This window comes from Bacillus sp. UNC69MF, assembly GCF_000746035.1.
Classification (GTDB): Bacteria; Bacillota; Bacilli; order Bacillales; family Bacillaceae; genus Bacillus; species Bacillus velezensis.
On the sequence record NZ_JQKM01000003.1, the window covers coordinates 564,315 to 582,602 of the forward strand.

Below are 18,288 nucleotides of genomic sequence, written 5' to 3' on the forward strand. Positions count from 1 at the left end.
AAGCCGTTTTTTGTATGTGTTTATCTCATTTTTGTAAAGGTTTTATAATGATCTGTCGTCTTATAAATCAGCCAGTCGCTTGAGTAAAGAATCCGGTCTGAATTTCTGAAGCCTGATGTATAGTTAATATCCGCTTCACGCCACGTCCGTCCGCTTTTGGCAGGGAGTTTGCCTTCCCTGTTTGAGAAGATGTCTCCGCCGATGCTTTTCCCCGGAGCGACGTCTGCAAGATTCCCCTTTGATGCAACCCAGCCGAGGGCCTGCGCTTCTGACTTTGTAATGTAATTATCAGGAAGCTTATGATAGGTCTGAAGATAATCCGCAACCCCGTCAAACGTGTTGATAACCTGTGCTTCAGTGTGCGCCTTGTGAGAAGATGTATCCGTCTTGGCAGCCGTGGAAAACAGCATCCCCGCCGCGGAGAACAGCACCAGCAAACAAACGGAAATCCACGATAATCGTTTTTTCAAAGCAATACCTCCCATTTTTATCATGTGAAGCTGATTCCTTTTCATTGTATCAGCATCGAGAGAAAGGAATAGAAAGAATTTAAAAATAGTTCTTTTGATCTAGCAAAAAATAAACCCCGGCTGAAACGGCCGGGATTTTTCATCTCATTGAAATTCCTTCGTGAGGTTTTTCGGCGTTTTTCCGTATACGGCGTCAATCATGTTTTGTGCGGCTTGCTTGAACATATTCAAACGGATTTTTGCCGTTGCTGACCCGATATGCGGAAGCAATGTGACGTTTTCCAGCTGCAGGAGCGGATTGTCTTCGGCGATCGGCTCTTTTTCAAACACATCTAAACCGGCGCCTTTTATCCAGCCCTCCTGCAATGCGCGGATGAGCGCTTTCTCATCAACCGTCTTTCCCCGGGAAATATTGACGAAACATGCCGTATCTTTCATCAATTTAAATTCCCGCTCTCCCATCATATGATACGTTTCGTCAGTAAGCGGCGTAATTAACAGCACAAAGTCTGATGTTTTCAGCAGTGTATCTAAGTCGGCATATGTAACCCCGAGTTCCTTCTCAGCGTCCGGTTTTCTGCTGCGATTATAATACAGCACGTCCATATCGAAGCCGAATTTTGCCCGTTTGGCAGCTTGTTCACCGATTCTGCCCATGCCGATAATTCCTAATGTCTGATGGTGGACATCCATACCGAAAAGAGATTCTTCCTCAACGGTTCCCCATTTGCCGGCGCGGACGAATCGATCCAATTCGGCAACCCGTCTGGCGGAAGACAGAATTAATGAAAAAGCCAGATCAGCGACAGTGTCATCTAAGGTGTACGGCGTATGCGTACCGACAACCCCGCGTCTTTTCATTTCTTCAATATTAAAATTATCATAGCCGACAGAATTATTGCTGACGACCTTCAGCTTCGGCGCGTGATCCAGTAAATCACTGTCAATCGCCGTTCCGGATGTCAGCAGCCCTTCAGCATCTTTCATTTTTTCGTACAGTTCCTCTTTTGGAATGGTATCTTCTTTCCAGATGTCATAGCGGCAATGCTCGCCTATCATTTGCTCGACTTCCGGCGGTACCGGTTTCGCGATGAATACATAGGGTTTCAACGGGCTTCTCCTCCTTTGTCTTTCTTCTCTATTTTATTATATAAGAGAAGCGGTAACGTGAGAAATATTCAAACGCATCACGATAAATTTCTGGTTCTTTTGAACTTAAAATGAAAGAAAAAGAAATGTACATGCTTGATTTCTCCAAACAATAACAGAATCCGCCTATATTTCTGAAGGCAAAATGAGCGGAACCGCTGTTTTTAAAAGCTTTATAGGTTGGTGTAAAGATAAATTTTATTATTTTTGAAAGATATAAATGAACATAATCTGAATTTACAGTTAAATTATCGTGTCTTTTTTTGAAAGCGCTTTTGAGGCCTTTTTCTGTGCTATAATTCCTTACTGTAAGCTGGGTAAGAAGGCTTGCAATACAATCGGATGGGAGATGAATAGAAAAATGGTTTCTTTATCAAGCATTTTGGAGCACAACCAGCAGTTTGTCCAAGAAAGGAAATATGAACCTTACCAAACGACAAAATTCCCGAAAAAAAAGCTTGTCATCGTATCCTGTATGGATACAAGGCTGACGGAGCTTCTGCCGCAGGCGATGGGACTCAGAAACGGCGATGCCAAAATCATAAAAAACGCGGGAGCCATTGTTTCTCACCCATTTGGAAGTGTCATGCGGAGCATTTTGGTTGCCGTTTATGAACTGCAGGCAGAGGAAGTCTGCATCATAGGTCACCGCGAGTGCGGAATGTCGGGATTAAATGCGGCTTCCATATTAAATAAAGCGAAAGAGCGCGGCGTGGAAGACAAATGTCTCAGCCTTCTGCAGCATGCGGGAGTCGATTTGGAAACATGGCTGACCGGTTTTCACAGCGTCGAAGAAAGCGTGGCCCACAGCGTGAATATGGTCAGGCATCATCCGCTCTTGCCTGAAGAGGTGCCGGTGCACGGGCTGGTGATCGATCCGGGGACGGGGACGCTGGATGTTGTCGTTGACGGTTATGAAACAGTCAAAGGAGGATGCAGCTGACGATGCAATTTACCGGCAGATATCAGGGATACAATTTGCAGAAATTTCAGAAAGACCTAATCGCGGGAATTGTGGTCGGAATTGTAGCGATTCCACTGGGAATGGCCTTTGCCATCGCCTCGGGGGTCGGTCCGGAATACGGGCTTTACACCGTTATTGTGGCCGGAATTCTGATTTCGCTGTTGGGCGGCTCTAAATATCAGATCGGCGGGCCTACGGGGGCGTTTGTTCCCATTTTATTTGCCATTGTGATGCAGTATGGTTTTGAGAATTTACTTGTAGCCGGTTTTATGGCAGGCGTCATGCTCGTCCTGTTTGGCGTATTTAAGCTTGGAAAGATTATGAAATTCGTGCCGAAGCCGGTGATCGTCGGATTTACGGCCGGAATCGCGGTGCTGATTTTCTCGGAGCAGATTGCCCATTTTCTCGGTCTGCGCGATATCCAAAAGCATGAAAGCTTTATCCTCAACATTGCGGAAATAGGCAAGAAGCTCGGAACCCTTAATTTATACAGCATCCTCATCGCGGGAATTGCTTTGGCCATCTTGCTGTTATCAGCCAGGCTGATGCCGAAGATTCCGGGCGCGCTTGTGGCGCTGCTTGTCTCTACAGCCGCGGCGGTCGTGTTTTTTCCTGACAAAATGGCGACAATCGGTTCTGCTTACGGGGAAATTCCGCGGCAGCTTCCGGCTTTCCAGCTTCCGGATTTCTCAATCGATAACATGATCATGATGTTTCCGTCGGCTCTGATCATTGCGCTTCTCGGCGGACTTGAATCCATATTATCGGCGATGGTCGCGGACAATATGAAAGGATCACGGCATGACAGCAATAGGGAGCTTGTCGGGCAGGGCATCGCCAATATGGCCGCGCCGCTTTTCGGCGGCATACCGGCAACGGGAGCGATTGCGCGGACCGCAACAAATATTAAAAACGGCGCAGTTTCTCCGATTTCCGGTGTTGTCCACGGAGTCACCGTCCTCCTCGTCCTGCTCGTCTTCGCCCCGCTTGCCGTTCACGTACCGCTGGCAAGCATGGCGCCGGTATTGATGGTTGTGGCTTGGAACATGAGTGAGCGGAGGGAAGTCGCCAATATGATGCGGCTGAAAAACACTGATTCATTCGTACTGGCGGCAACCTTTTTGCTGACGGTTCTGTTTGATTTAATCATCGGCGTTTCTGCCGGTCTCGTGCTCGCTTTTGTTTTCTTTATCAGAAAAATGAGCGAATCAACACGTATCAAAACACCGCATGCCGCTGTCAAATCGGTTAAAAATGATTCGTCCGTCAGCACATATTCCATTGAAGGGCCGCTGTTTTTCGGTTCAATTGATTCACTGGAAACATCGCTGCTGGAGAGGCTTCAGGAAAAGCCGAAGACGCTTATTCTGCTGATGAATAATGTACATTACATGGATACCTCCGCAGAAGCGGTGCTGGGGAATGTGATGAACCGGATCAAACGGCATAACGGGAGATTGATGATCGTCGGATTGCAATCACAGCCGAGAGAGCTGATCCGGAAGACGGGGCTGTTTCATAAAATCGGGAAACAGCATTTCTTTGAGCATCAGGACGAGATAACGGGATAAATTCAGATACGGCCTGTCCATGAAAAAGCGGACAGGCCGTGTTTTTATTCGGTTTCAAAGCGCTTGATCAGTTTTTCCTGATGGGCTTTCATCGCATCTTCTAACGTGATTCCGTACTTATCGGCAAGGATGGCCAGATTTCCGAGGACGTCACCCATTTCTTCAATCAGCTCCTGCCTGCGTTCAGCCTGGGTCGCGTCTTTTTCATCCGGCCGGTCTCTGCCGATTTCATATGCTCTTACCGCCCGGGCGAGCTCACCCGCCTCTTCCATTAAAAAACCGATTCTGATAAATGGCCCGTACGCCGTCCATCCTCGTTTTTCATAAAAATCTTTCGTCCATTGTTCTGCTTCAGCCATCTGCATGTGAAACACTCCTTATGTCCTGTATGATTCTTATTGATATTATCATATAGAGATGGGACAATATATAGTGTATTTTGATTTATTGATGTACATATATAGATATGGAGATGAAAAAATGAAAACCATTTGTGTATTTGCGGGGTCAAACCCGGGGGTAAATGAAGAGTACAAACGCAAAGCGGCCGAACTGGGTGAATATATGGCGGAGCAGGGAATCGGCCTTGTTTACGGCGGTTCACGGGTCGGTCTGATGGGAACCGTCGCCGACGCGTTAATGGCAGGCGGCGGAAAAGCTGTCGGCGTCATGCCGAGCGGACTGTTCAGCGGAGAGGTTGTTCATCAGAATCTGACGGAGCTGATTGAAGTCAGCGGCATGCATGAGCGGAAAGCGAAAATGAGTGAACTTGCCGATGGGTACATTGCCATGCCCGGCGGCTTCGGAACATATGAAGAGTTATTTGAAGTGCTATGCTGGGCGCAAATCGGCATTCATCAAAAACCGATCGGACTGTACAATGTGAACGGGTATTTTGAGCCGATGATGAAAATGGTCAAGTACAGCATTCAGGAAGGATTTTCGAATGAGTCTCATTTGAAGCTGATACACAGTTCCTCCCGGCCGGATGAGCTGATTGAGCAGATGAATCGGTATACATACCCGATTTTAGATAAGAAATGGCGGGAATTGTAAGAAAGAGGTCTGAAATATGTTTCGGCGGTTGCATCTAACCATTCTGATGGAAAATTCTCCGCCTATAGAATACCTTTTCTTTCTGGAAATCGTTTTCTCTTTCTCATGCGTATCACACCTTTCTTCAGGATAAGACATATGTATGAGAATAAGATGAGAAAGAGAATGCTGTTGGGGTTGAAAGAAGAACATCCATTTCCTCAGAGGAGATGGATGTTTTGCGGTTTGCAGACTGTATGCGTTTACAACTTTTGTTGCACGAATGTTTCCTCCGATATGAAATCATCCTGCTGCATCTTTTGTTTTTTTGAACTGATTCCAAATATACCGACTGTCAGTGCACAAAGAAACCAGCAGCCTGTAAAAAACAAGAAAACACTTAAAAATCCGTAGCCTGAATACAGGAAACTGACGACAAAGGGACCGGCTACATTCGCAAGACGTCCTACGCCGTAAGTGAGACCATTTCCAGATGCCCTGGCTTCAACCGGATATAATTCCGGCGTATAGGCATATGCGATTGAACTGAAAGTGCGCTCAAACATATGCATGAGAAATCCGCATATGACAATGACCATCGGCAAAGGATTGATGCCGTAAAAGAATCCAAGCGCCATAATAATTAACGATAAAACAGAAATGGCCCACTTTCGATCCACACGGTCAGAGATTTGCGACGCAATGAGAGCGCCCAGCGGGGCACCGATCGTTCCCAGAGTGACGTATACGATAGACTGATCCATTGATACGCCTTCTTTTACCAAAAGGGTGGGAACCCACGTGCCAAAGCCTTGAATTGCAATCGTGGAAGCTGCCCACATCGTCATTAAAACAAAAGTTCTTCCTGCCAAAGGCTTTTGAAATAACGTCCGATATGGAACGGATTTTACAGCGGTTTGTCTGCTTCGCAGAGCCGGAGCTGGTTCAGGCAGTTCACCCTTTTCTTTTTCTGCTTTTGCCTCCAGTTCAAGCAGAATGCGGTGTGCTTGTTCGCTTTTTCCTTTCGTGTCCAGCCATTTCGGTGATTCTTCCAGTTTTCTGGCGATCAGCGGAAAAAAAATACCGACCGCGCCGAATAGAAAGATAAACCGCCAGCCGTAAGAGGCGGACGGCACGACCAATTTAGCCACCCAGCCGGCTGCAGGAATTCCGCATATGCCGATTGTAATACAGATTGCCTGGTATTTACCCTTAGTTGCGGATGGGAAAAATTCGCTGATATACGTACTTGCCACAATCGTTGTGGCGCCGATACCTAAACTCGTAAGAAATCTAAAAACACCGAGTATTTCTGGGTTCCAAGCCAGAGAAGAGAGGAGGGAGAAGAAAGAGAAAAAGGTGACAACCAGAATTAAACCTTTTTTCCTTCCGAACCGGTCTGAAAACCATCCTCCGGCAGAGGCGCCGATAAACATTCCGAAATAGGAGACAGACGTAATAAAAGCGATGGTATGAGTAGAAATGTTCCATTCCTTTAAAAGTGAAGGCGCCGCATATGAAAACGTATTTAAATCGATAAAATCAAAAAAGTAAGCGAATGAAAGGATAACGAGCACTGCTTGATGGGCCCTTGAAAAAGGCAGTCTGTTTAATCGATTAGACGCATTTACATTGATCATCTCGTATTCCTCCGTTTATCTTTGACTTGTCTGAAGACTGGTATTAACCAATGTGATTCAGCGTATTCAGGTTGTAACTTTGCTTTGTAAACACATAGCCTTCAGAGATTTTTCTTGCTGTGCGTACTACTTTAATCGTTGTTCCATCCGGATCAACATCTGCCTCGGTTTCTAAAATGCCGCTTGGATGTCCCAATCGAATCGTTCTGCCATAGAATGAAAATTCAGATAATATTGTATCCTGCAATAGCATACCGGCAGTCGTACAAACCGCCCCTGTAATGGCTAAAGCTTGATGCGGTTTTTGCATGGACATCATACGAATGACAAGATCCATCTCTTCTGCGTGTCTCTTTATCCCTTTTGTATCGATATAATCCGCTGGAGATGAGATTAATGTTAGTTTTGGTACGGCCGGTGATTTTGCAGCAGCCTCATGTCTCGGAGCGAATCTGCATTTCTCGGCTGCAATCGATCGGATCATTTCGAGCTTTTCCAATATATCCGGAGTATATTCATCCGGAAGTTCTAAGCCGGTAAGCCCCGTGTCCTCTGCTTTTACAAAGACAAGCGGATTAGCGTAATCAATAATCGAGACCGAGATATTTCCATACGGTGTATCGAGAACATCAATAGGCTGACCAGTGGGAAACAGCTTACCGGTCACCGCTCCTTCAGCCTGGTGAAATGAAAGATAAATAGGAGAAGCTGTACCTGGAACCCCGGGGATAGAGCAGTCCCCCTGGTAATGAAATGTTCCATTTCTGACTTCAACTTCTGCTACGATCACTTTTTGAGTGTTTGTATTTAACATTCTGACTTTTGTAACCGGCTCTTCAGCTTGAACGAGCCCTTTCTCAATAGCATAAGGGCCTACGGCAGCAGAGATATTTCCGCAATTGCCTTTGAAGTCGGTAAAATGGTCAGTCAAACTGACCTGAGCAAACGTATACTCAACATCTGCATCCTTTCTGGCGGATTTCTTAATAATGGCTGCCTTGCTTGTGAGAGAATGGCCGCCGCCGAGACCGTCAATTTGTCTCTCGTCAGGGCTCCCCATAATGTCTAAAAGAAAATCGCTCCATAGGTTTGTATCGTCTGGCATGTCTTTTTGATGAATAAAAACGCCTTTGCTGGTGCCGCCTCTCATGACGGTTACAGGAACTTTTTCCATGCTGTCTCATCCTTACATCATTTTGTGTGGATAAAAAGGTACCGGTCCCTTTGGAAAATATCGTATGATAAATAAGGATTATAAGTAAAACATATAATTTTTATAAAGTTGAATAAAAAACTTTTATAATAGGAGGAAATTTTATAGCAGAAAAATATTTTGGGGGATTTCATATGGATGAAAAGGATTGGATTGTGCTCATTACATTATTCGAAGAAAAAAATATGACGAAGGCGGCAGAGCGATTATATATGACACAGCCGGCGTTAAGTTATCGGCTCAAAAACCTGGAAGCACAATTCGGAGTGCGCCTTTTTTATAAAAGAAAAAAAGGGATGGAGTTCACTTCAGAAGGTGAACATCTGGTTGATTATTCGAAAGAGATGCTGCAGGAATTCAGAAGAGTGAAGGATGATATGCTCAATATGAGCCATGAAGTCAGCGGGGTTCTCAGATTAGGAGTCTCAAGCAATTTTGCTCAGTATAAGCTCCCGGCGATTCTAAAACGGTTTTCTGATCAGTATCCGTCTGTTCAATTCCACGTCAATACGGGATGGAGTGCGAAGGTGATGGATCTGCTTCATCATTCGGGGGTACACCTTGGGATTATGAGGGGAAATTATGATTGGCAAGGGGAAAAACAACTGCTAAATGAAGAGAGACTGTACCTTATTTCAAAAACTGAAATCAACAGTGAGGACCTTCCCAAATTGCCGATGATTTATTATCAAACTGATGCTTCTTTGAAAAGTTTGATTCAAAAATGGTGGAATAACCAATTTACTGAACCGCCTTTCATTGCGATGGAGGTAGACAGGCAGGAAACCTGTAAAGAGATGGTGAAAAACGGTCTCGGTTATTCTGTTGTGCCGGAAATCTGTCTTCAGCCTTCTGATGAATTATACACATTGGCGCTATCCTATAAAAATAACGAGCCTGTGATACGCGATACTTGGCTTATGTATGATTCTTCAGCGTTAGAATTATCTGTCGTCAAAGCATTCATTACTTTTTTGAATGGGAATAAAGCATAAAAAACCTGCAAGAGACATCATCTCTTGCAGGTTTTTTGGGCATTACTTCTGGTCTTCTGTATTGCGTGTCAGCACTTTATCGATTAAGCCGTATTCTAAGGCTTCATCAGCTGATTTGAAGTTGTCGCGGTCTGTATCGCGCTCAATGACTTCAAGCGGCTGGCCGGTACGTTCAGCAAGCACTTTGTTTAATTTGTCGCGAAGCAAGAGAATGCGTTTTGCCGCGATTTCAATTTCTGTCGCCTGTCCTTGCGCTCCGCCAAGCGGCTGGTGAATCATAACTTCACTGTTAGGAAGCGCGTAACGTTTGCCTTTTTCTCCGGCTGCAAGTAAAAATGCTCCCATAGAAGCGGCCATACCGATGCAGATCGTGGATACTTTCGGTTTAATGAACTGCATTGTATCATAGATTGCCATACCGGCAGTGATTGATCCGCCAGGGCTGTTAATGTAAATGGAAATATCTTTTTCAGGGTCTTCCGCTTCAAGGAATAAAAGCTGTGACACGATGGAGTTCGCAACGTTGTCATCAATCGCAGATCCAAGCATGATAATACGGTCCTTCAAAAGACGGGAGTAAATGTCATAAGCTCTTTCTCCGCGGTTCGTTTGTTCAATGACTGTAGGTATTAAATTCATAATGCTCCTCCTTCACCTTTTAGGTAAGTATGTATTTACATGATACATTTTTGGTCAATAAAGGTCAAACAAAACGCTGACCAAAATGCCAACCTTTTCTTCTAACACCATTTTTCCCATAAAACAAAAAGTTCAAACAGCAAAGTGGAAATGAGGATGATCAATGCCGGAGCCTTGAGAAAATGATATGGCCGGAGCGCTCAAAATAGACCGCAATCGCGTCGCTACGTACGGCTGAAGGGTCTGACTACGTTGTCCGCCCTTCCAAAAGCCGTACCGGCAAATATGTTTCCAGCGGCAAATCATCAAATTCGCCTTCAATTTCTTTTGCTAAAATCTCGATGGCTGTTTTGGAAATCAATTCAATCGGCTGCTGGATGGTTGCCAAGTCCGGCAGAACCGATTGAACGGTTTCAGTGCCGTCATAACCGATCACTTTTAATTGATTCGGGATGTCTATTCCCCGTTTTTTGGCCTCGGTCATCACTGCAGCCGCCATGATATCATCGCTGGCAAAAATTCCGTCGGTGTCGGGCTGTTCATCGAATAATGTTGAAATAATGTCATGGTAATGCTGATAAAAGGGTACTTCATATGTAATAGGCTTCCGTCCGTGTTCATGCATGACGTCTTCGTATGCTTTTCTTCTGAGGTTTGCCGGTGTTTCGAGTTCAAGCGGGCCGTTGATATGGACGATGTGCCGGCACCCTTTTTCAATCAGCAGTTCTGCCGCCTTTTTTCCGCCGTCATAGTTGTCTGAGCCGACGACGGGAATCGTGTCCGATAAGTAATGATCAATGGCGACAATCGGCAGATTTTGCTTGTGATAATTGAGAATTCCCCGGTTGTAAGTCACGGCGATCACGCCGTCCACTTGGTTTCTTATCAGCATCTCCAAATATTTTTCTTCCTTATCCTTTCGATGTAAACTGTTGCAAAGCAGCAGTTTGTAGCCCATGGACGTACAAATGCTTTCAATATGAAAGGCGAGTTCGCCGAAAAACGGATTGCTGGAGTTTGGGATGATAAGCCCTATTAAATTGGTTCGTTTTCGGAATAAAGAGCGGGCCAGATCGTTTGGAAAGTAATTGATTTCTTCCATCGCCTTGTACACTTTTTCTTTTGTTTTTTCGCTGATATAGCCGCGGTTATTTAATACCCGCGAAACGGTTGTAGATGAAACTCCCGCTATTTTCGCAACATCATGAATGTTAGGCTTCATTCCCGTGCCCTCCTGCTTACTGAAATGGCTTACAATTTCCGTCACGCACTTATTTTAGAGAATCAGGCTGACATGTGCAAGGACATTCCGTGTTTCTGTTTTCATATAAAGAGGGTGCGTTTTGTTTGATTAAAATAATCAGAAAATTATATGTCAACCGATTGACATATGGAACCGGTTGACATACAATTCTTTTTGAAAGCGCTTTATTTACGGAGTGAAGGGAAGTGACGGGTATGGAGAGATGGCTGGCGGCAATAAAGTGAAAGAATTAAGCAGCGATAGAAAGTAAGCGCTTACTCAGAGATCGCATGTATGTGATGAAAATGAAGAGGGAAGTATGCGGCTCTAAAACGGCTATTAAAAGGTCCTATTAAAGGAGCGGTGCAAATGAAAAGCTCAAAAAGTCTGTATTGGAAACTGAGTGCTTATTTTTTCTTTTTCTTTTTTACTTGGTCTTCCAGCTATTCTTTATTTGCGATTTGGTTAGGGCAGGAAATCAATTTAAACGGATCAGCGACAGGCATTATCTTTTCTGTAAACGCCGTATTTGCCCTGTGCATGCAGCCTCTTTACGGTTTTATCTCTGACAAATTGGGGCTGAAGAAAAAGATATTGTTTATGATCAGCTGTCTTCTCATATTCACGGGTCCGTTTTATATCTTCGTCTATGGGCCGCTTTTACAATACAACGTCTTTCTTGGCGCCGTTGTCGGAGGCTTATATTTGGGAGCCGCTTTTTTGGCAGGGATAGGCGCGATTGAAACGTACATTGAAAAGGTCAGCCGTAAGTATGATTTCGAGTATGGTAGATCAAGAATGTGGGGCTCGCTGGGCTGGGCGGCGGCTGCATTTTTTGCAGGGCAGCTTTTCAATATCAATCCCAATATCAACTTCTGGATCGCGTCTGTTTCAGCCGTCATATTAACGGCCATTATCATGTCTGTGAAAATAGAAATGACCGATCATGAGAAAAACAGAGCGGATTCGGTCCGGTTAAAAGACGTGGGGCGGCTCTTTTTACTAAGAGATTTCTGGTTTTTTATGCTGTACATTATCGGGGTGACTTGCATTTACGGCGTATATGATCAGCAGTTTCCGATCTACTATGCGTCTTTGTTTCCTTCAGTGTCGACGGGTAACCAAGTATTCGGCTATCTTAATTCATTCCAGGTGTTTTTGGAGGCCGGCATGATGTTTCTTGCGCCTTTTATCGTCAATAAGTTCGGGGCGAAAAACAGTTTGATTTTAGCGGGGTTTTTAATGGCTTTCCGCATCGTCGGGTCCGGAATTGCAGTTGAGCCTGTAGGCATTTCATCAATGAAACTCATCCACGCACTGGAATTGCCGATTATGCTGATCGCCGTTTTTAAATATTTGGCTGCCAATTTTGATACGCGTCTGTCGTCCGTCCTTTATCTCGTCGGTTTTCAATTCGCATCTCAGGCAGGCGCGTCGATTCTGTCGCCGCTTGCGGGAGGATTATATGACAGTGCGGGGTTCCGTCAAACCTATCTCATCATGGGAATCGTCGTCTTCGGTTTTACCGTCATCTCCATATTTACTTTATTGGGCCCGAAACAAAACAGCAGGCGTGTCCAGCGTCTGCAAAAAATCGGATAGAGAGGATGTTACAAATGGATAGAATTCAGCAGGCGGAAGAAGCTCTGAAGGAAGCCGAGGGTAAAGTGAAACAAAGATATCGATTGGGGTACCATATTATGCCCCGGGCGAATTGGATCAATGATCCGAACGGGCTTATTCAGTTTAAAGGAGAATACCACGTCTTTTTTCAGCATCATCCGTATGATGAGCATTGGGGGCCGATGCATTGGGGACATGTAAAAAGTAAAGATCTCATTCATTGGGAGCACCTGCCGGTTGCCTTAGCTCCGGGCGATGCATTCGACCAAAGCGGCTGTTTTTCGGGAAGCGCGGTCGATGATCATGGAAGATTAGCCCTCATCTATACAGGACATAATATAATTGATCAAGAGAAAGACCTATTCTATCAAACTCAAAATATCGCTGTCAGCCAAGATGGAATCGTGTTTGAAAAGCTTCAGGAAAACCCTGTTATTGCGGAACCGCCGGAAGACAGCGCCCGTCATTTCCGCGATCCAAAAGTATGGAAGCATCGCGATGTTTGGTATATGGTCATCGGCAACTCTTCAAAAGAAAACGTCGGACGGGTCGTTTTATACCGTTCACCTGATTTGAGTGATTGGGAATACGCGGGGGTTCTCGCCCAAAGTGACGGTAATCTCGGCTATATGTGGGAATGTCCTGATTTCTTTGAATTAGGCGGCAAGCATGTCCTGCTGATTTCGCCCCAGGGGATCGAGGCGGACGGTGATTCATATCAAAATTTACATCAAACCGGTTATTTAATCGGTGACTATCATGATGAAACAAACAAATTTACACACGGTGCTTTTAAAGAACTGGATCACGGCCATGACTTTTACGCCGTGCAAACATTATTAGATGATAAAGGACGCAGAATTGCCATCGGCTGGATGGATATGTGGGAATCTGAGATGCCGACAAAAGCGGACGGATGGTGCGGTGCATTGACTTTGCCGCGAGAACTGACTTTGCGTGATGATCATAAACTTTTGATGAATCCCGTGGAAGAAACCAAGCAGCTGCGGAAAATGGAGTATCGGGAATGTGCCGGACGATCGCTTTCAGGGAGTTACTTGACAAAGACATCCGAAGACCTGCTTGAAGTCCGAGTCGTGTTTGATATAAACGATTCTGATGCCGAAACGGCAGGTTTTAAGATTCGCGGCCTTGACGAAGAAGAACTTGTGCTGACATACAATCTAACGGATAAAAAGCTGACACTTGATTGCACCAAGATGGGGAAAGCGAAAGACGGTGTGAGAAGGGTGCAGACGGATACAAACGGCAAGCTGGCGCTGCGTATCTTTATTGACAGATCCTCGATTGAAGTATTCGCCAATCATGGAGAAACAACGATGACAAGCCGTATCTATCCGAATGAAGGCAGATTGGGGATTGAGCTGTTTTCTGAGAAAGGCGCCGTAAAAGTTGAGGAATTCACCTATTGGACGTTAAAGGACATTTGGAAAAGAAGCTGAAACGGGTGATTACCGCTTTTTCTGCAGTGATTGAAAATGAACCGAGCCGGGAGGCAGTACGCCTGAAATGGGTTTTTTGTGAAAATCAATGCCGGTAAACGATGCAGGATTATGCTGCATGAGGACGCTGCATAATCCTGTTGTGCATTATCAAAAAAGAGTTGCTTTCTGCGCGTTTCTTTATTATAATATAAAGGTATCTGATTGAAAAAACGTGCGCTCGTAGCTCAGTTGGATAGAGCGGTGGTTTCCGGTACCACGTCTGTCGGGGGTTCGAATCCCTCCGAGCGCGTCTCAGTTAAGAGGATAGGAAAAACCTCGCAGATGATAAATCTGCGAGGTTTTTATTTTATCTTGTTTTGAAACTGTTAACGAATGTGTCTCTGTTATGTTCGGTTCCGGCAATCAGCCGCGCACTTTCACTGATCCGCTGCGCGAGAGCTTTTTGCGCCTTGCCTTCAAAGCTGTTCAATAGTGCTGAATACACTTCATATAATTCATCTTTCAACGTATCCATTTCGAATGTCGGTTTCAGCGTTCGGCGGACTGTTTCAAGTTTTGTCCCCGCTGCCTGCGTCATCCCTGTTTTCAGCATCTGCCGCTGCAGCATTTTCTTCATTGGATCGTCCTTGTGTTCTAAAAGTTCGTCTAATGTCGGCATTATGTATACACCTCTATCATCTTAACCAGTTTGCGAGCAACTGGTCTTTTTCCTGAAATTCGTCTGCTATTTTATGTAAGAATCCGCCGATCTCTTCAAGGTCTGTGATCGCTGCCTGCAAAGAATCAATAAACGCCTGCTCAGCCTGAGTGTCGTAAAAAATCGGGCCTTTCTCGTAAGATAGCGCAATATCTTCAATTGTATTGGTCACGTCCTGTGCTTGAAGCTGGTCATACAAGCCGTGTCCGACTTGACCGTAGAATTCCGTTTTCAGCTCGGCGATTTTTTCATCGTGCTCCTGATAGGCGTTCTGCGCTTCTTTTTTCATCGTCCGCAAATCCTCAGCCATGGCCTGCACCTTTTCAGCCAGCTTCTTTGCGTTTGTCGGCGTTACTTTTATTGTATCTGCGCTTCCGATCGCACCGGCCGGCAGAAGAGCGCCGAGGTTTTTGTCAAAGACTAATTCATCTCCGTTCGGATTTGCGATAGTTCCGTTTCTGTCGAACACGAAATTTGCTTCGTTTAAGCCGTGTGTATCCGGATTTCTCAGAATGACGGTAGTGAAGAAATAAGCGAGATTTTTTCCGATCTGCTCGCTCAATTTTCCATCAAGCCGCTGCTTTCGGCTGAACTGTGAGAGCGAGGGGTTTTTCGTATAAATTGTGGTCCCGTTGTGGCGGTCATATTCGTTCCAATAACCTGCCCCGACCATGTCGTCCGGATTGATAATTGACCGGATATAAGGATCATATATGCCGTTGTTGATCTCTTTCTGTGTTTCTTCATCGTGCAGTTTCACGACGGAAGGACTGTTAAACGCGACGGCGTACACATCATTATTCACCGCGCTGTATTCGGCCTCAGCGCCGCCGAGTGAATGGCCGGTTGTTGAAATAATCGTTGACGTTCCGGCATACTTTTTCTTTACGCTGCGTACCAGCTGATCGGCTTGATCAATTTGCGATGTTTTCGTTATCAGCTTATACTTTCCGGTTGTGAGCATGGCGTCTTGAGAGGGCGTTCCGTGATAGGCTCCGAGCGTTTTCGAGGTATCCTTTGCGTCTTTTTTTACAATATAATGTACTTCTTTTTTCGGATCATTTCCGAAAACAATATTGCCGCCGTCCGCTTTTGCGCCGTCATTGATCGGGTCTTTTGCGATATCGGTTCCCGCAAAGGCGACGACCACGTTTTCGGGGTTTTTTGATTTTGTCCAGTTACCGTTGTTCTTTTCAGCTTGTGACAGAACAACCGCGTCAAGTCCGGTATCGTTGTCCGATTTTATTTGATCGACGTACCATCTGGTGGAAGATTTAAATTTTAATGGCTTTTGTGTTTCTAAGTGATTCTTAAGAGTTTCATAATCATAAGATACTTGGCTTAAATAAAAGTATTCTCGGTCACTGATATTTGTTACATTGATGTTTTTAGACATGTACAACACCCCGGAGTTGATGTAAGATTAATCTAAGAAAGGATGAGTTTATGAAGAAATACATAATTATCCTAATCTCTGTAATAATTATAGCATTAGGAGGTATTTACATGAAGTACCAACATGATAAAAAAGAAGCAGAACAAGAACTTTTTATCCAAGCGAAAAATAAAATGAAAAGCTATATAAAAGCTAATTACAAAAATATAAAGCAAATTACATACATTAACGATTATAAAATAAATCCTATGGGTGGTATTTCCGTGAAGGGGTACTTGAATGGTAATAAGGAAAAAGAATTTTTCGGGCTTTATGACAAAACGAATGATGAAATAGGAGTTTCGTCAGTCGATGCGGAAGAGAAACCTGAGTGTCAGGAAAAAGAATGTGAATACTAAAAAGACGTTGGAATAGAGAAGAATTCTTTATGTTTATTTTATTGATTTAGCTGGCGAAATTACAGTTTAGTGATATTTGAATAATGTAATACCAAACGAATTTGCCGGTTTATATGATCCTCCAGATGACAAAATAGGGAGCTCCTCTGTGGATGCGGAAGAAAAATCTTAAGACGCCTAACTGGCGTCTTTATTTTTGTATTGGCTGGCCCCAAAAACTCTAACGGATAAATCCCTTTCCTTAAAGAGTAGCCATTCTTGTTTTTCTCCTTGTAATACACTTCTTTTTGCGGATCATTACCGAAAACAATATTCCAGCAGTCAGAGATCGGGTCTTTTCCGATATCGGTTCCCGCAAAGGCGACGACCACGTTTTCGGGGTTTTTTGATTTTATCCATTTTCCGTTTTTGGACTTGATGCCTTTTGAGAATACAAAGGCATCAAGACCCGTATCAGAATCCTGCTTCACTTTCTCAACGTACCAATATGACGTCTTACTTATTTTATAAGGAGTTTTATATTTCATATGCAGGGCTAACATTTTATAATTGTAAGCTGCTTGACTCAAACAAACGGTAATATTCTTTATCTGTGACATCAGAGACGGTTATTTCTTTTCCTTTTGTGAAATATACATCACCTTTCTTATATTGTAAAATAGTTCCGAAAGGATGATACGCATGAGAAAATACATTATTATCCTAATTGTTATAATTATAGCAGTGGGAGTTTTTTTCGTGAAGCATCAATATGATAAACATAAAAACGAAGAAAAACTTGTGATTGAGGCGCAAGAGCACATGAAGAATTACTTGAAAAAAGACTATAAAAATGTAAAGGAAGTTCATTTTTCAAAAGACTACAATATCGATCCGACAGGCGGAGTTGAAGTTTCAGGCTACATAAATAATAATAAAGAAAAAGAATTTTCCGGTATATATGATCCAACGAATAAGGAGATAGGGATTTCAGTGGTCAATGCCGAAGAAAGGTAAAATACCCACCTCAGGATGAGTGGGTATTTATTTTGTTTAATTATCTTACAAGATTCGAGATATGTTTCTCATACAGTTCAAACCTATTCCTGAGATCAATCGCCTCTACCGTCTCATTTGTCGAGGTATCCCCGATATTAACGGTACAAATATCATGACAACTCAACGATAGGAAAAACGTCAGATCAGCATTTCACTCGCTTTAAGTTCCAATCTTAACTTGTCAGCAACAATCGCGATGAATTCTGAATTGGTTAGCTTTGCTTTTGACATGCTGAAAGTATATTCATATCGAGTTTTCGCTCATTTCGTTTACTTAAGAACGACAGTTATTTATAGGAAGGGGTTGATTTCCAAATGAAGAAAAAGTACATAATTATCCTTATTTTAATAATTATAGCAGTTGGGGGACTTTTTATGAAGCATCGGTATGATCAAAAGGAAAAAGAGTTTGCTCTACTCGAAGAAGCCCAGAATCATATGGAAAAGTTTTTAACAACGAACTATAAAAATGCGGATGATATCCATTTTTCTGAGAATTATTATATTAATCCAATGGATGGTATTAGTGTTAAGGGTTATACTAACGGAGAAAAAGAGTTTGAAGGTCTGTATGATCCAGGCAATAAAGAAATATTATCATATACGGTTGATGCCGAACAAAAAGAAGAATGTAAAGATAAGCTTTGTACAAGATAAATTAGCCTGCTCACTTGAGCTGGGCTAATTTTGTTTTATTGCTAGGATATCGCGAACCATCTTTCTAGTCCGCGAGCTGCATATGGTGCATGAA

The 18,288-nt window shown here is 43.8% G+C and carries 18 protein-coding genes, 1 tRNA gene and 2 pseudogenes; 10 read left to right on the forward strand and 11 right to left on the reverse strand.

Going from position 1 to position 18,288, the window contains the following annotated elements; translation table 11 throughout:
• Positions 1-20: 20 nt before the first annotated feature.
• Both BR62_RS0102805 and BR62_RS0102810 read right to left on the reverse strand, forming a co-directional pair.
• Entirely contained in the window at positions 21-410 is a 390-nt protein-coding gene (locus tag BR62_RS0102805) for a ribonuclease (protein WP_223204413.1), read from the reverse strand.
• A gap of 204 nt (positions 411-614) precedes the next feature.
• Positions 615-1,580, reverse strand: coding sequence for a 2-hydroxyacid dehydrogenase (locus BR62_RS0102810; protein WP_007407418.1), 966 nt, complete (start codon positions 1,578-1,580; stop codon positions 615-617).
• 400 nt (positions 1,581-1,980) lie between these two features.
• Between BR62_RS0102810 and BR62_RS0102820 the strand changes: the two genes are divergently transcribed.
• On the forward strand, positions 1,981-2,562 hold the full coding sequence (locus BR62_RS0102820; protein WP_003151503.1) for a beta-class carbonic anhydrase: 582 nt from the start codon (positions 1,981-1,983) through the stop codon (positions 2,560-2,562).
• Between the two features lie 2 nt (positions 2,563-2,564).
• Positions 2,565-4,154, forward strand: a complete 1,590-nt coding sequence (locus BR62_RS0102825) for a SulP family inorganic anion transporter (RefSeq protein ID WP_032869864.1) — start codon at positions 2,565-2,567, stop codon at positions 4,152-4,154.
• A gap of 44 nt (positions 4,155-4,198) precedes the next feature.
• Here the strand turns inward: BR62_RS0102825 and BR62_RS0102830 are convergent, their stop codons facing one another.
• Positions 4,199-4,519, reverse strand: a complete 321-nt coding sequence (locus BR62_RS0102830; RefSeq protein WP_003151506.1) for a MazG nucleotide pyrophosphohydrolase domain-containing protein — start codon at positions 4,517-4,519, stop codon at positions 4,199-4,201.
• Positions 4,520-4,634: 115 nt separating this feature from the next.
• On the opposite strand from BR62_RS0102830, the gene BR62_RS0102835 reads away from it, so the two are divergent.
• Positions 4,635-5,210 carry an LOG family protein gene (locus BR62_RS0102835; protein ID WP_015240657.1) on the forward strand — a complete coding sequence of 192 codons (576 nt, stop codon included), beginning with the start codon at positions 4,635-4,637 and terminating at the stop codon, positions 5,208-5,210.
• Between the two features lie 242 nt (positions 5,211-5,452).
• On the opposite strand, the gene BR62_RS0102840 is transcribed toward BR62_RS0102835, so the two are convergent.
• Together BR62_RS0102840 and BR62_RS0102845 are read right to left on the reverse strand one after the other, a co-directional pair.
• Positions 5,453-6,829, reverse strand: a complete 1,377-nt coding sequence (locus BR62_RS0102840) for an MFS transporter (protein ID WP_032869595.1) — start codon at positions 6,827-6,829, stop codon at positions 5,453-5,455.
• 43 nt (positions 6,830-6,872) lie between these two features.
• On the reverse strand, positions 6,873-8,003 hold the full coding sequence (locus BR62_RS0102845) for a 2-methylaconitate cis-trans isomerase PrpF family protein (RefSeq protein ID WP_032869597.1): 1,131 nt from the start codon (positions 8,001-8,003) through the stop codon (positions 6,873-6,875).
• A 173-nt stretch (positions 8,004-8,176) separates the two neighbouring features.
• On the opposite strand from BR62_RS0102845, the gene BR62_RS0102850 reads away from it, so the two are divergent.
• Complete coding sequence (locus BR62_RS0102850; RefSeq protein ID WP_003151510.1) at positions 8,177-9,037, forward strand: LysR family transcriptional regulator; 861 nt, start codon at positions 8,177-8,179, stop codon at positions 9,035-9,037.
• A gap of 42 nt (positions 9,038-9,079) precedes the next feature.
• Here the strand turns inward: BR62_RS0102850 and clpP are convergent, their stop codons facing one another.
• The gene (clpP, locus tag BR62_RS0102855) at positions 9,080-9,676 is read right to left on the reverse strand and encodes an ATP-dependent Clp endopeptidase proteolytic subunit ClpP (protein ID WP_003151513.1); all 597 of its coding nucleotides are present in this window, start codon (positions 9,674-9,676) and stop codon (positions 9,080-9,082) included.
• 247 nt (positions 9,677-9,923) lie between these two features.
• On the reverse strand, positions 9,924-10,898 hold the full coding sequence (locus BR62_RS0102860; RefSeq protein WP_029325818.1) for a LacI family DNA-binding transcriptional regulator: 975 nt from the start codon (positions 10,896-10,898) through the stop codon (positions 9,924-9,926).
• A 390-nt stretch (positions 10,899-11,288) separates the two neighbouring features.
• Between BR62_RS0102860 and BR62_RS0102865 the strand changes: the two genes are divergently transcribed.
• The 3 genes from BR62_RS0102865 (at position 11,289) to BR62_RS0102875 (ending at position 14,297) form a co-directional block, all read left to right on the forward strand.
• Positions 11,289-12,521, forward strand: coding sequence for an MFS transporter (locus BR62_RS0102865; RefSeq protein WP_020956388.1), 1,233 nt, complete (start codon positions 11,289-11,291; stop codon positions 12,519-12,521).
• Positions 12,522-12,535: 14 nt separating this feature from the next.
• Positions 12,536-14,005 (forward strand): glycoside hydrolase family 32 protein, encoded by a 1,470-nt coding sequence (locus BR62_RS0102870; RefSeq protein WP_032869599.1) that lies wholly within the window; start codon positions 12,536-12,538, stop codon positions 14,003-14,005.
• 216 nt (positions 14,006-14,221) lie between these two features.
• A tRNA-Arg gene (locus BR62_RS0102875) sits at positions 14,222-14,297 on the forward strand.
• Between the two features lie 57 nt (positions 14,298-14,354).
• Here the strand turns inward: BR62_RS0102875 and BR62_RS0102880 are convergent.
• Positions 14,355-14,666, reverse strand: a complete 312-nt coding sequence (locus tag BR62_RS0102880) for a hypothetical protein (protein ID WP_007407407.1) — start codon at positions 14,664-14,666, stop codon at positions 14,355-14,357.
• 16 nt (positions 14,667-14,682) lie between these two features.
• Positions 14,683-16,101: a lipase gene (locus BR62_RS0102885; protein ID WP_032869600.1), complete on the reverse strand. Its 1,419-nt coding sequence runs from the start codon at positions 16,099-16,101 to the stop codon at positions 14,683-14,685.
• 110 nt (positions 16,102-16,211) lie between these two features.
• Between BR62_RS0102885 and BR62_RS0102890 the strand changes: the two genes are divergently transcribed.
• Positions 16,212-16,499: a DUF1433 domain-containing protein gene (locus BR62_RS0102890; RefSeq protein WP_017418857.1), complete on the forward strand. Its 288-nt coding sequence runs from the start codon at positions 16,212-16,214 to the stop codon at positions 16,497-16,499.
• Between the two features lie 272 nt (positions 16,500-16,771).
• Here BR62_RS0102890 and BR62_RS19995 read toward each other — a convergent pair.
• Positions 16,772-17,159: pseudogene (locus BR62_RS19995) on the reverse strand (hypothetical protein); the annotation flags it as partial.
• 21 nt (positions 17,160-17,180) lie between these two features.
• Here BR62_RS19995 and BR62_RS0102900 point away from each other — a divergent pair.
• On the forward strand, positions 17,181-17,495 hold the full coding sequence (locus BR62_RS0102900) for a DUF1433 domain-containing protein (RefSeq protein ID WP_020954330.1): 315 nt from the start codon (positions 17,181-17,183) through the stop codon (positions 17,493-17,495).
• A gap of 180 nt (positions 17,496-17,675) precedes the next feature.
• Here the strand turns inward: BR62_RS0102900 and BR62_RS19665 are convergent.
• Positions 17,676-17,786: pseudogene (locus BR62_RS19665) on the reverse strand (sporulation transcription factor Spo0A); the annotation flags it as partial.
• Between the two features lie 66 nt (positions 17,787-17,852).
• On the opposite strand from BR62_RS19665, the gene BR62_RS0102905 reads away from it, so the two are divergent.
• Positions 17,853-18,194 (forward strand): DUF1433 domain-containing protein, encoded by a 342-nt coding sequence (locus BR62_RS0102905; protein WP_032869603.1) that lies wholly within the window; start codon positions 17,853-17,855, stop codon positions 18,192-18,194.
• Positions 18,195-18,288 lie beyond the last annotated feature (94 nt).

Bases quoted from the DNA above. Each gene is read 5' to 3' on its own strand.
- BR62_RS0102900 (WP_020954330.1), top strand. From the start codon at position 17,181: ATGAGAAAATACATTATTATCCTAATTGTTATAATTATAGCAGTGGGA.
- BR62_RS0102835 (WP_015240657.1), top strand. From the start codon at position 4,635: ATGAAAACCATTTGTGTATTTGCGGGGTCAAACCCGGGGGTAAATGAA.
- BR62_RS0102845 (WP_032869597.1), bottom strand. From the start codon at position 8,003: ATGGAAAAAGTTCCTGTAACCGTCATGAGAGGCGGCACCAGCAAAGGC.
- BR62_RS0102830 (WP_003151506.1), bottom strand. From the start codon at position 4,519: ATGCAGATGGCTGAAGCAGAACAATGGACGAAAGATTTTTATGAAAAA.
- BR62_RS0102885 (WP_032869600.1), bottom strand. From the start codon at position 16,101: ATGTCTAAAAACATCAATGTAACAAATATCAGTGACCGAGAATACTTT.
- BR62_RS0102865 (WP_020956388.1), top strand. From the start codon at position 11,289: ATGAAAAGCTCAAAAAGTCTGTATTGGAAACTGAGTGCTTATTTTTTC.
- BR62_RS0102860 (WP_029325818.1), bottom strand. From the start codon at position 10,898: ATGAAGCCTAACATTCATGATGTTGCGAAAATAGCGGGAGTTTCATCT.
- BR62_RS0102820 (WP_003151503.1), top strand. From the start codon at position 1,981: ATGGTTTCTTTATCAAGCATTTTGGAGCACAACCAGCAGTTTGTCCAA.
- BR62_RS0102880 (WP_007407407.1), bottom strand. From the start codon at position 14,666: ATGCCGACATTAGACGAACTTTTAGAACACAAGGACGATCCAATGAAG.
- BR62_RS0102870 (WP_032869599.1), top strand. From the start codon at position 12,536: ATGGATAGAATTCAGCAGGCGGAAGAAGCTCTGAAGGAAGCCGAGGGT.
- BR62_RS0102840 (WP_032869595.1), bottom strand. From the start codon at position 6,829: ATGATCAATGTAAATGCGTCTAATCGATTAAACAGACTGCCTTTTTCA.
- BR62_RS0102805 (WP_223204413.1), bottom strand. From the start codon at position 410: ATGCTGTTTTCCACGGCTGCCAAGACGGATACATCTTCTCACAAGGCG.
- BR62_RS0102905 (WP_032869603.1), top strand. From the start codon at position 17,853: ATGAAGAAAAAGTACATAATTATCCTTATTTTAATAATTATAGCAGTT.
- BR62_RS0102825 (WP_032869864.1), top strand. From the start codon at position 2,565: ATGCAATTTACCGGCAGATATCAGGGATACAATTTGCAGAAATTTCAG.
- BR62_RS0102850 (WP_003151510.1), top strand. From the start codon at position 8,177: ATGGATGAAAAGGATTGGATTGTGCTCATTACATTATTCGAAGAAAAA.
- clpP (WP_003151513.1), bottom strand. From the start codon at position 9,676: ATGAATTTAATACCTACAGTCATTGAACAAACGAACCGCGGAGAAAGA.
- BR62_RS0102890 (WP_017418857.1), top strand. From the start codon at position 16,212: ATGAAGTACCAACATGATAAAAAAGAAGCAGAACAAGAACTTTTTATC.